The following is a 12,464-nucleotide window of genomic DNA, read 5'->3' as shown; positions in this document are numbered from 1 at the left end:
CCTGCCATATTTTGAAATAAAAAGCTTGATGCTGGCTTAGTTGTTCATATAATAAGTCGCGAGTTCTACGACGAGTACAAAAATGTCGAATGATAAATCGCGTGACGCATTGAGCGACGCGCCAATTCCTCAAAGAAATAATTCTGCTGAAGTTGTTCGTTCTGGTTCGCCTCTAGATATTGTTCTATGGGTGATTGCAATTGCATTCTTGCTTTTAGCTACTATGGTGAATCAGTATTTACCAGCGTATTGGGCACCTGCAAATAATATTTGGGTGCGCGTTGGGGCAATTTTTGCTTGTATCGTTGTGGCTTTAGGTTTATTATACGCCACCCATCAAGGTAAAGGCTTCGTTCGTTTGCTAAAAGATGCACGAGTCGAATTGCGTCGAGTAACTTGGCCAACAAAACAAGAAACAGTCACTACATCGTGGCAGGTTCTATTGGTTGTAGTTGTTGCATCATTGGTTTTATGGTGCTTTGACTATGGTTTGGGTTGGTTAATTAAGTTGATTATCGGGTAAAAGAGCTATGAAACGTTGGTACATTATTCATGCCTACTCTGGCTATGAAAAACAAGTGTTGCGTTCGCTTACAGAACGAATCCAGCGTAGCGCTGTTGCTGATAGCTTTGGTGATGTCCTTGTTCCTACCGAAGAAGTGGTAGAAATGAAGGATGGTAAGAAACGTAAATCTGAGCGTAAATTCTTTCCTGGCTATGTATTAGTCGAAATGGAAATGAATGATGATACTTGGCATATCGTTAAAGAATGTCCAAAGGTTCTAGGTTTCATTGGTGGTACACCTGAAAAACCAGCACCAATCACTCAGCGCGAAGCAGATGCGATTCTTGCGCGTGTACGTAATACAGGTGAAGCACCACGTCCTAAGACGATGTTTGAACCTGGTGAAGAATTACTTGTTATTGACGGTCCATTCACAGACTTTAAAGGTGTGGTGGAAGAAGTTCAATACGAAAAGTCACGTTTAACGTTGACGATTAATGTATTTAATCGACCAACTCAGGTTGAACTCGAATTTCGCCAAGTCGAAAAAACGATTTAATCTTAATTGGTTGAAAAGCGCCCGATTTTATCGGGCATTGTTGTTGTAACAGTAGTGTTGCGTAAAGATTGGGGAGCCTAGCGGCGTTCGTACCCAGAGGTATTTTAAAATGGCTAAGAAGATTGACGGCTATATCAAGCTGCAAGTTCCAGCTGGTAAAGCAAATCCATCTCCACCAATTGGTCCTGCATTAGGTCAACGTGGTGTAAACATCATGGCATTCTGTAAGGAATTCAATGCTGCTACACAAAAAGTTGAACCAGGTCTTCCAATTCCTGTAGTGATTACTGTGTACAACGACAAGTCGTTCACATTCATCATGAAAACTCCTCCAGCTTCTATTCTTCTTAAGAAAGCTGCTGGTATCCAAAAGGGTTCATCTGTACCAAACAAAACTAAAGTTGGTAAGTTGACTCGTGCTCAGTTAGAAGAAATTGCGACTACTAAAGAACCAGATTTAACTGGTGCTGATTTAGACGCACGTGTACGTACCATTGCTGGTTCTGCGCGTTCTATGGGCTTGGAAGTGGAGCTATAAGACATGGCAAAGTTAACTAAACGTCAAAAAGCCATTGCTGCTGCTGTTGAAGCAAACAAAGTTTACACTTTGGAAGAAGCAGTGCAAGTTCTTAACAGCCTACCTGCTGCGAAATTCAAAGAATCTTTGGATGTAGCTGTAAATCTTGGTGTAGACCCACGTAAATCTGATCAGGTTGTTCGTGGTGCGACTACATTACCTGCTGGTACTGGTAAAACTGTACGTGTAGCTGTATTTGCTCAAGGCGCGCAAGCAGAAGCTGCTAAAGAAGCTGGTGCTGATGTTGTAGGTTTTGATGACCTTGCTGAAAGCATCCAAGGTGGAAACCTTGACTTTGATGTTGTAATCGCTGCTCCTGACGCTATGCGTGTTGTTGGTAAGCTCGGTACAATTCTTGGTCCACGTGGTTTAATGCCAAACCCTAAAGTTGGTACTGTAACTCCTGACGTAGCGAATGCTGTTAAAAACGCTAAATCTGGTCAGGCTCGTTACCGTGTAGACAAAGCGGGTATTATCCATGCTGCGATCGGTCAATTAGGCTTTGAAGCTGCTGCTATCCGTCAAAACGTTGAAACCTTAGTTGCTGACTTGAAAAAGTTAAAACCTGCAACTTCTAAAGGTGTATACATCAAAAAGATCACTTTGAGCTCAACTATGGGTCCTGGTCTTACTGTTGATGTAAGCAACGTTTCTAACTAAGTTTAAAACTTGGTCAAGAATTTTAAAGTCCTGATTGAGGGCAGGGTATAAAAATCATAGGTTTTTATACCCATTCAAAGTATTGCTTTGTTTCCTCACTCATCAGGCGGACTTTGAATTGATAAATGTAAATTTATCAGCGTCAAAGACCACAGGCGAAGAGACTTCTTTTGAATATCTTCTTAATAGCCCAGCCTGCGTAGACGCGGTGGTGTGATTTATTCCTCCTCCGCGTGCAAGTCAAATCCTTATTGACTTGCGAATTGGGAGTGTACTTTTTTGAGTACATAAATCACCGTTAGGAGGTTTTACAATGGCTCTTCTTATTGAAAGCAAAAAACAGATCGTTGCTGAAGTGGCTCAAACTGCTTCTACAGCGTTCGCTGCCGTTGTTGCTGACTATCAAGGTTTAACCGTTGAGCAATTAACTACTCTTCGTGTTGAAGCTCGTAAACTAGGTGTTGCTACACGCGTTGTACGTAACACTTTGGCTAAACGTGCTCTTCAAGATACGCAATTTGCAATCTTGAATGACAACCTTGTTGGCCCAACAATCTTAGCATTCTCAACTTCTGAAGACGATATGGGTGCAGCTGCACGCTTGTTTGAAGAATTTGCTAAAACTAACAAAGCATTTGAATTAAAAGCTGCTGCATTTGACGGCAAACTTTATCAAGGTGCTGATGTTAGCGTTATCGCAAACCTTCCAAACCAAGAAAAAGCGCTTACTATGCTCGCATCTGTTCTTCAAGCTCCTATTTCGAAATTGGGTCGCTTACTTACAGCGCTTCAAGAGAAAAACGAGTCAGAAGCTGCTTAAGCTTAAATCTACTTCCACACCATTCAATACCCATTTGGAGTTAATCTCATGGCTTTAACAAACGAAGAAATCCTAAACGCAGTTGCTGAAAAAACTGTTCTTGAACTTGTTGAACTTATTTCTGCTTTTGAAGAAAAATTCAACGTATCTGCTGCTGCTGTAGCTGTAGCTGCTGCTCCTGCTGCTGCTGCTGCTGAAGAACAATCTGAATTCAACGTTGAGTTGACTTCTTTTGGTGCTAACAAAGTAGCTGTAATTAAAGCAGTTCGTGAAGCAACTGGCCTTGGTCTTAAAGAAGCTAAAGACCTAGTTGAAGGTGCTCCACAAGTTCTTAAAGAAGGCGTTTCTAAAGAAGAAGGCGAAGAACTTAAGAAGAAACTTGAAGAAGCTGGTGCTACAGTTACACTTAAGTAATTGTAAAAGGAGTCGGTTTTTAAATCGGCTCCATAAAATGGCTGATGGCTCTTGGGTCATCAGCCTTTTTGCGTTACAATAATCGGCTCGATTTTTGTTTGTTCTGTACAATAACTGTTATATTTCAGAAGAATCAAAGTAATTTCAAATGCTTACCAATATTTTTCTTTTTAAAAAATATTGTTAAGCGTTTTAATACCACTAAAAATTGCAGCATTTGTAAACAGTGGTGGCCATATCGGCCTGTGTAATTCCTTCTGAGCCCGTTCTGCAGGCGGGCTTGGTTTACTTTCCGAGGACTCCAGATGGCATACTCATATACCGAAAAGAAACGGATCCGTAAGAATTTTGGTAAATTGCCCCAAGTAATGGAAGCACCGTACTTACTTTCGATTCAGGTCGATTCGTATAGAACGTTCTTGCAAGGTGGCAAATCTCCAAAAAACCGCGAAGATATCGGTCTCCAAGCCGCATTTCGTTCAGTTTTTCCTATAGAAAGTTATTCTGGCAATGCTGCTTTAGAATTTGTTGAGTATAGCCTTGGTAAGCCTGAGTTTGATGTGCGTGAATGTATTTTACGTGGTTCGACTTATGCGGCACCAATGCGCGTAAAAATTCGTTTGATTATTAAAGATCGCGAAACTAAATCTATTAAAGACGTACGTGAACAAGAAGTCTACATGGGTGAAATGCCACTCATGACAGATAACGGTACCTTTGTTATCAATGGTACTGAGCGTGTAATTGTATCTCAATTACATCGTTCACCTGGTGTGTTCTTCGATCACGATAAAGGCAAAACACATTCAAGTGGTAAAGTACTTTATTCTGCACGTATTATTCCTTACCGTGGTTCATGGTTAGATTTCGAATTTGATGCTAAAGATTTAGTTTACGTACGTATTGACCGTCGTCGTAAATTATTAGCAACTGTTGTGTTGCGTGCATTAGGTTATAACAATGAACAAATCTTGAATTTGTTCTATGAGAAAGTGCCTGTATATCTTGATATGGGTAGCTATCAAATTGACCTCGTTCCAGATCGTCTGCGTGGCGAAATGGCGCAATTTGATATTGCTGACAATGACGGTAAAATCATTGTTGAACAAGGTAAACGTATTAATGCACGTCACGTACGTCAAATGGAAGCTTCTGGTTTAGCTAAGCTATCAGTTCCTGATGAGTACTTGTATGAGCGTATCACTGCTGAAGACATTACTTTACGTAATGGTGATGTGATTGCTGCAAATACATTGTTAAGCCATGAAGTTATGGTGAAACTAGCAGAAGGCGGCGTTAAACAATTCAATATCTTGTTTACGAACGATATTGACCGTGGTTCATTTGTTGCTGACTCATTACGTGCTGACACAACATCTGGTCGTGAAGAAGCATTAGTTGAAATCTATAAAGTAATGCGTCCAGGCGAGCCACCAACAAAAGAAGCTGCTGAAAACTTATTTAATAACTTATTCTTCTCTTCTGAACGTTATGACTTATCTCCAGTAGGTCGTATGAAGTTCAACCGTCGTTTGGGTCGCCCATACGAAGTTGGTACTGACCAGAAGTCACGTGAAGTAGAAGGTATTTTATCGCACGAAGATATCATCGATGTATTACGTACATTAGTTGAAATCCGTAACGGTAAAGGTGAAGTCGACGATATCGATCACTTAGGTAACCGTCGTGTACGTTCTGTTGGTGAAATGACTGAAAACCAATTCCGTGTTGGTTTAGTTCGTGTTGAACGTGCTGTTAAAGAGCGTTTAAGCCAAGCAGAAACAGATAATTTGTCTCCGCAAGATCTCATTAACGCAAAACCAGTTGCAGCTGCAATCAAAGAATTCTTTGGTTCAAGTCAATTGTCTCAGTTTATGGATCAAAACAACCCATTATCTGAAATTACACATAAACGTCGTGTTTCAGCGCTTGGACCTGGTGGTTTAACGCGTGAACGTGCGGGCTTTGAAGTACGTGACGTACATCAAACTCACTATGGTCGTGTATGTCCAATTGAAACGCCTGAAGGTCCAAACATTGGTTTGATCAACTCGCTTTCTGTTTATGCAAAAGCAAATGATTTTGGTTTCTTGGAAACACCTTACCGTAAAGTGGTAGATGGCCGAGTAACTGATGCTGTTGAATACCTTTCTGCTATTGAAGAAGTAGGTACTGTTATTGCACAGGCCGATTCTGCTGTAGATAAAGATGGTAACTTAACAGAAGAGTTTGTTTCTGTTCGTCATCAAGGTGAATTCGTACGTATTCCACCTGAAAAAGTGACGCATATGGATGTATCTGCACAGCAGGTTGTATCTGTAGCTGCATCGCTTATTCCATTCCTTGAACACGATGACGCGAACCGTGCATTAATGGGTTCAAACATGCAACGTCAGGCGGTTCCTACTCTACGTGCGGATAAACCGCTTGTAGGTACAGGTATGGAAGCGAACGTAGCACGTGACTCTGGTGTATGTGTGATCGCAAACCGTGGTGGTGCGATTGAATATGTAGATGCTTCTCGTATCGTTATTCGTGTAAACGAAGATGAAATGATTGCAGGTGAGGCTGGTGTAGATATTTACAACCTCATTAAATATACACGTTCTAACCAAAACACTTGTATTAACCAAAATATTATCGTGAATTTGGGCGACAAAGTTGCTCGCGGTGACATTTTGGCAGACGGTCCGTCAACAGATATGGGTGAGCTTGCGCTTGGTCAAAACATGCGTGTAGCGTTCATGACGTGGAATGGTTACAACTACGAAGACTCGATCTTGTTATCTGAGCGTGTACTTCAAGAAGACCGTTTAACTTCTATTCATATTCAAGAATTATCATGTGTAGCACGTGATACTAAGTTAGGTGCAGAAGAAATTACTGCCGATATTCCTAACGTAGGTGAAGCTGCACTTTCTAAACTTGATGAATCAGGTATCGTTTATATCGGTGCTGAAGTTACTGCTGGTGACATCCTTGTTGGTAAAGTAACGCCTAAAGGTGAAACTCAGTTAACTCCTGAAGAAAAATTGCTTCGTGCAATCTTCGGTGAGAAAGCAGCTGACGTTAAAGACTCATCTTTACGTGTTCCATCTGGTACTAAAGGTACAGTTATCGATGTTCAAGTCTTCACTCGTGATGGCTTAGAGAAAGATGATCGTGCGTTAGCAATTGAAAAAGCACAGCTTGACTCTTACCGTAAAGACTTGAAAGAAGAATACAAGATCTTTGAAGAAGCAGCTCGTGAGCGTGTAATTCGTTTGCTTAAAGGCCAAGAATCTAACGGTGGTGGTTCGACTAAACGTGGCGACAAACTTGTTGAAGATATGTTGTCTGGTTTAGAGCTTGTTGACTTACTTGAAATCCAACCTACAGACGAAGCAATTGCTGAACGTTTATCTCAAATTCAAGTGTTCTTGAAAGAGAAGAGCGCAGAAATTGATGAGAAGTTTGCAGAGAAGAAACGTAAGCTTTCGACTGGTGATGAGTTAACAACAGGCGTTCTGAAAGTTGTTAAAGTTTACCTAGCAGTTAAACGTCGCATTCAGCCTGGTGATAAAATGGCTGGTCGTCACGGTAACAAAGGTGTTGTATCTAACATTTTACCTGTTGAAGACATGCCACACGATGCGAACGGTGTACCAGTAGATATCGTATTGAACCCATTGGGTGTACCATCTCGTATGAACGTGGGTCAGATTCTTGAGACTCACTTGGGTATGGCGGCTAAAGGGCTTGGCGATAAAATCGAAAAAATGTTGAAAGAACAGCGTACAGTTTTAGAACTTCGCGAATTCTTAGACAAGATTTATAACAAAGTCGGTGGCGAGCAAGAAGATCTTGATAGCTTAACTGATGCTGAAGTTTTAGCTCTTTCTGGCAACTTACGTGCTGGTGTGCCTTTAGCTACTCCTGTATTTGACGGTGCTGAAGAAAGCCAAATTAAAGACTTACTTGAATTAGCTGACATTTCACGTACTGGTCAAACAGTATTGTTTGATGGTCGTACGGGTGAACAGTTTGATCGTCCTGTAACTGTAGGTTACATGTACATGCTCAAATTGAACCACTTGGTTGATGACAAAATGCATGCGCGTTCAACTGGTTCTTACTCACTTGTTACACAACAACCGCTTGGTGGTAAAGCACAGTTCGGTGGTCAGCGTTTCGGTGAGATGGAGGTCTGGGCACTCGAAGCTTACGGCGCAGCATATACTCTTCAAGAGATGTTAACTGTTAAGTCGGATGACGTTGAAGGTCGTACACGCATCTATAAGAATATTGTAGATGGTAACCATTATATGGATCCGGGTATGCCTGAATCGTTCAACGTATTGACCAAAGAGATCCGTTCTTTAGGTATCAACATTGAACTGAAAAATGGTGACTAAGTCGTAAGACTCACGATTTTTTAGGAAAAAACAATATTTGTGACCCAGTCGGGTAAGCGTTGCTTCCCGACACACGGAGAAAAAAATTGAAAGACTTGCTCGATATCATGCGTAAGAAAACGGACTCAGATGGTCATGCACCAATTGAGTTTGACCGTATCCGTATTGGTCTTGCGTCACCAGAAATGATTAAGTCATGGTCTCATGGTGAAGTTAAAAAACCTGAGACAATTAACTACCGTACTTTTAAACCAGAACGTGACGGTTTGTTCTGTGCCAAAATTTTTGGTCCAGTAAAAGATTACGAATGCTTGTGTGGTAAATACAAGCGTATGAAATACAAAGGCGTCATTTGTGAAAAATGTGGCGTTGAAGTAACTACAGCGAAAGTTCGTCGTGAACGTATGGGTCACATTGAACTCGCTTCTCCAGTTGCACATATCTGGTTCTTAAAATCGTTACCATCTCGTATCGGTTTATTACTTGATATGACGCTTCGTGATATCGAACGCGTATTGTATTTCGAATCATACGTTGTAACTGATCCTGGTATGACTCCGTTTGAAAAGTATCAACTTTTAACAGACGAAGAATACTTCAATGCACTTGAAGAGCACGGTGATGAATTCACTGCGAAAATGGGTGCAGAAGCGATTCAGGACTTATTAAAAGACATCGATCTTGAAGCTGAAATCGCACGTTTACGTGAAGAAATTCCTCAAACAACTTCTGAAACGAAGTTGAAAAAAGCGTCTAAACGCTTGAAATTGATGGAAGCATTCAACGATTCAAACAACAAGCCAGAATGGATGGTGATGAATGTACTTCCTGTACTTCCACCTGATTTACGTCCATTAGTTCCACTTGAAGGTGGTCGTTTCGCGACTTCTGACTTGAACGATTTATATCGTCGTGTCATTAACCGTAACAACCGTTTGAAGCGTCTTCTTGATCTTGCAGCACCAGACATTATTGTACGTAACGAAAAACGTATGTTACAAGAGTCTGTAGATGCATTACTTGATAACGGTCGTCGTGGTCGTGCAATTACCGGTTCTAACAAACGTCCATTAAAATCTTTGGCAGATATGATCAAAGGTAAACAAGGTCGTTTCCGTCAGAACTTACTTGGTAAGCGTGTTGACTATTCTGGTCGTTCGGTAATTACTGTAGGTCCTACTTTACGTCTTCACCAATGTGGTCTTCCGAAGAAAATGGCACTTGAATTATTCAAGCCATTTATTTTTGCGAAACTACAAGCTTCAGGTCAAGCAACAACCATTAAAGCTGCGAAGAAAATGGTTGAGCGCGAGACTCCAGAGGTTTGGGACGTTCTTGCTTCTGTAATTCGTCAACATCCAGTAATGTTGAACCGTGCGCCAACACTTCACCGTTTAGGTCTTCAAGCATTTGAACCTATTCTTATTGAAGGTAAGGCAATCCGTCTTCACCCACTCGTTTGTGCTGCGTTTAACGCCGACTTCGATGGTGACCAAATGGCGGTACACGTTCCATTAACACTTGAAGCACAGTTAGAAGCTCGTGCATTGATGATGTCAACAAACAACATCTTGTCACCAGCGAATGGTGAGCCGATCATCGTTCCTTCTCAGGACGTTGTCTTGGGTCTTTACTACATCACGCGTGATGCAGTAAATGCTAAAGGCGAAGGCATGGTGTTTGCTGATACTCACGAAGTAAACCGTGCACTTGCAACTGGTCAGGTTGCGATCCATGCTCGTGTTAAAGTACGTGTGCATCAAACTGTTATCAATGAAAATGGTGAACGTGAACACGGAACTATTATTGTTGATACGACACCAGGTCGTTGTTTGCTTTGGGAAGTTGTTCCACAAGGCTTAAGCTTTGACATGATCAACCTTGAGATGACTAAAAAGAATATCTCGAAGTTAATCAACTCTTGCTACCGTAAACTTGGTTTGAAAGATACTGTTATCTTTGCTGACCAATTAATGTACTTGGGCTTCCGTCAAGCGACTCGTTCAGGTGTATCTGTAGGTATGGAAGACATGTTAATTCCACCTACTAAGCACACAATTATTGATAAAGCAGAAACAGAAGTTCGTGAAATCGAACAACAGTTCGAACAAGGTTTCGTAACTGCTGGTGAGCGTTATAACAAAGTTGTCGATATCTGGGCGCGTACAAACGACCAAGTTGCTAAAGCGATGATGGATAACTTGTCTTATACACTTGTGAAAAACAAACAAGGTGAAGACGAGAAACAAAAATCATTCAACAGCATCTATATGATGTCTGACTCTGGTGCCCGTGGTAGTGCGGCGCAGATTCGTCAGCTTGCTGGTATGCGTGGCTTGATGGCAAAACCGGATGGTTCGATTATCGAAACACCGATTAAAGCGAACTTCCGTGAAGGTTTAACAGTACTTCAGTACTTTATTTCAACACACGGTGCGCGTAAAGGTTTGGCCGATACAGCATTGAAAACTGCGAACTCTGGTTACTTGACTCGTCGTCTTGTAGACGTAGCGCAAGATTTGGTAATTACCGAACCTGACTGTGGTACAGCTGGTGGTTTGGTGATGACTCCATTCATTCAAGGTGGTGATGTCATTGAGCCATTACGTGACCGCGTATTAGGTCGTGTAACTGCTGAAGACGTACGTCGTGCATCTGATGATGAAGTTGTATTACCTCGTGGTACGTTAATTGACGAAAAAATCGCAGCTCATCTTGAAGAAGCGGGTGTGGATGAAGTCAAAGTACGTTCAGTAATTGCTTGTGAATCTGCTTTTGGTGTATGTGCTAGATGTTATGGCCGTGACCTTGCACGTGGTCACTTGGTTAACCCAGGTGAATCAGTTGGTGTAATGGCAGCACAATCTATTGGTGAACCAGGTACACAGTTAACGATGCGTACGTTCCACGTTGGTGGTGCTGCGAGCCGAACTTCTGCTGCAAACAGTGTTCAAGTACGTAACAAAGGTACTGTACGTTTCCATAACGTGAAAACTGTACAACATGCAAAAGGCCACTTGGTTTCAGTTTCACGTTCAGGTGAAATTGGTATTGCCGATGACTTAGGTCGTGAGCGCGAGCGTTATAAACTTCCTTACGGTGCAAGCATCTTGTTGAAAGATGGTGAAGCTGTAGAAGCTGGCGGCATCGTAGCGACTTGGGATCCGCATACACATCCATTAGTAACAGAAGTTGCTGGTAAAGCGCGTTTCAGTCAAATCGCTGATGGTGTAACTGCAACATCTAAAACTGATGATGCAACTGGTATGACTACTGTTGAAATCTTGCCTGTAACAGCTCGTCCTGCTTCTGGTAAAGATTTACGTCCTGCAATCGTGTTGGATACAACAGATGGCGGCGAACAGTTCTATTTCTTGCCACAAAACACAATCGTAACTGTTCGCGATGGCGAAACGATTGGTGTCGGTGACGTAATTGGTCGTGTACCACAAGAAACATCACGTACTCGTGATATTACCGGTGGTCTTCCGCGTGTAGCTGACTTATTCGAAGCACGTAAACCGAAAGAACATGCAATTCTTGCTGAAGTTTCAGGTGTTGTAAGCTTCGGTAAAGAAACTAAGGGTAAAAACCGTTTAGTAATTACCCCAGATGATGGTTCTGAGATTTACGAAGAATTGATTCCAAAATGGCGTCAAATCAACGTGTTCGAAGGCGAGCATGTGAACCGTGGTGAAACAGTTTCTGATGGTCCACAAAACCCGCACGACATCTTACGTTTGAAAGGTGAAGTTGCATTAACTAACTACATCGTGAACGAAGTTCAAGACGTATACCGTCTCCAAGGTGTAAAAATCAACGACAAACATATTGAAGTTATCGTACGTCAAATGTTGCGTAAAGTTGATATCACTGATGGTGGCGATACTAGCTTCATCAAAGGCGAGCAAGTGGATTACATCCGCGTTGTTCAAGAGAACCAAGCTGTCTTGGCTCAGAACAAGTTCCCTGCGAAGTTTGAACGTCAATTGATGGGTATTACGAAAGCATCGCTTTCTACAGACTCGTTCATCTCTGCTGCATCGTTCCAGGAAACAACTCGTGTGTTAACTGAAGCTGCTGTAACAGGTAAAGAAGATGATTTACGTGGCTTGAAAGAAAACGTTGTTGTGGGTCGCTTGATTCCAGCTGGTACTGGTCTTGCATACCACTTAGAACGTCGTCGTCAAGAAGCAGAAGCTGCTGAACATGAGCTTCACAATGACTTCAGCGAAGTAGACCAAGCATTTAGCCAAGCATTAAACTCAGAACAATTCTAAGTTTAGACTGGCACTAAAAAAGGCACCTCAGGGTGCCTTTTTTTATTTATATTTATTTATAACAATTAAAAGTGGTAATTACATAAACATATTAAAGAGCCATTATTTTATTACTTAAGCGGGATAAACGCTCCACAAAAACAGATTAGGCTACATGCTTATGAAGACTGGAGTAAATCTAATGAAAAAAATGATGATGATTGTGAGTGTCGGCCTGATGTCAACAACTTTGTTTGTTGGTTGCCAGAATGCGAG

8 protein-coding genes and 1 pseudogene are annotated in these 12,464 nt (G+C 41.7%); all 9 read left to right on the top strand.

From position 1 onward, the window contains the following. The first annotated feature begins 82 nt into the window (after positions 1 to 82). Positions 83 to 523 (top strand): preprotein translocase subunit SecE, encoded by a 441-nt coding sequence (gene secE, locus UC75_RS14630; protein ID WP_004795106.1) that lies wholly within the window; start codon positions 83 to 85, stop codon positions 521 to 523. A 7-nt stretch (positions 524 to 530) separates the two neighbouring features. Continuing rightward, positions 531 to 1,064 (top strand): transcription termination/antitermination protein NusG, encoded by a 534-nt coding sequence (nusG, locus tag UC75_RS14625; RefSeq protein ID WP_003654499.1) that lies wholly within the window; start codon positions 531 to 533, stop codon positions 1,062 to 1,064. A 109-nt stretch (positions 1,065 to 1,173) separates the two neighbouring features. Then, positions 1,174 to 1,602, top strand: coding sequence for a 50S ribosomal protein L11 (rplK, locus tag UC75_RS14620; protein ID WP_001074682.1), 429 nt, complete (start codon positions 1,174 to 1,176; stop codon positions 1,600 to 1,602). 3 nt (positions 1,603 to 1,605) lie between these two features. Then, complete coding sequence (rplA, locus tag UC75_RS14615; RefSeq protein WP_005301727.1) at positions 1,606 to 2,301, top strand: 50S ribosomal protein L1; 696 nt, start codon at positions 1,606 to 1,608, stop codon at positions 2,299 to 2,301. A gap of 313 nt (positions 2,302 to 2,614) precedes the next feature. Further along, positions 2,615 to 3,121, top strand: a complete 507-nt coding sequence (gene rplJ / locus UC75_RS14610) for a 50S ribosomal protein L10 (protein ID WP_004699170.1) — start codon at positions 2,615 to 2,617, stop codon at positions 3,119 to 3,121. Positions 3,122 to 3,169: 48 nt separating this feature from the next. Then, entirely contained in the window at positions 3,170 to 3,535 is a 366-nt protein-coding gene (gene rplL, locus UC75_RS14605) for a 50S ribosomal protein L7/L12 (protein ID WP_005037257.1), read from the top strand. A 305-nt stretch (positions 3,536 to 3,840) separates the two neighbouring features. Then, complete coding sequence (gene rpoB, locus UC75_RS14600; protein ID WP_005301734.1) at positions 3,841 to 7,929, top strand: DNA-directed RNA polymerase subunit beta; 4,089 nt, start codon at positions 3,841 to 3,843, stop codon at positions 7,927 to 7,929. Positions 7,930 to 8,015: 86 nt separating this feature from the next. Next, entirely contained in the window at positions 8,016 to 12,209 is a 4,194-nt protein-coding gene (rpoC, locus tag UC75_RS14595; RefSeq protein WP_013199106.1) for a DNA-directed RNA polymerase subunit beta', read from the top strand. Between the two features lie 181 nt (positions 12,210 to 12,390). Then, a pseudogene (locus UC75_RS21875) lies at positions 12,391 to 12,464 on the top strand (DNA transfer protein p32); the annotation flags it as partial.

Source organism: Acinetobacter sp. V2, assembly GCF_001188385.1.
Lineage (GTDB): Bacteria > Pseudomonadota > Gammaproteobacteria > Pseudomonadales > Moraxellaceae > Acinetobacter > Acinetobacter oleivorans.
This window is presented reverse-complemented; position numbering and strand designations above follow the sequence as displayed.

Coding starts and splice junctions, on each gene's coding strand:
- rplK (WP_001074682.1), top strand. CDS start 1,174: ATGGCTAAGAAGATTGACGGCTATATCAAGCTGCAAGTTCCAGCTGGT.
- secE (WP_004795106.1), top strand. CDS start 83: ATGTCGAATGATAAATCGCGTGACGCATTGAGCGACGCGCCAATTCCT.
- nusG (WP_003654499.1), top strand. CDS start 531: ATGAAACGTTGGTACATTATTCATGCCTACTCTGGCTATGAAAAACAA.
- rplL (WP_005037257.1), top strand. CDS start 3,170: ATGGCTTTAACAAACGAAGAAATCCTAAACGCAGTTGCTGAAAAAACT.
- rpoB (WP_005301734.1), top strand. CDS start 3,841: ATGGCATACTCATATACCGAAAAGAAACGGATCCGTAAGAATTTTGGT.
- rplJ (WP_004699170.1), top strand. CDS start 2,615: ATGGCTCTTCTTATTGAAAGCAAAAAACAGATCGTTGCTGAAGTGGCT.
- rplA (WP_005301727.1), top strand. CDS start 1,606: ATGGCAAAGTTAACTAAACGTCAAAAAGCCATTGCTGCTGCTGTTGAA.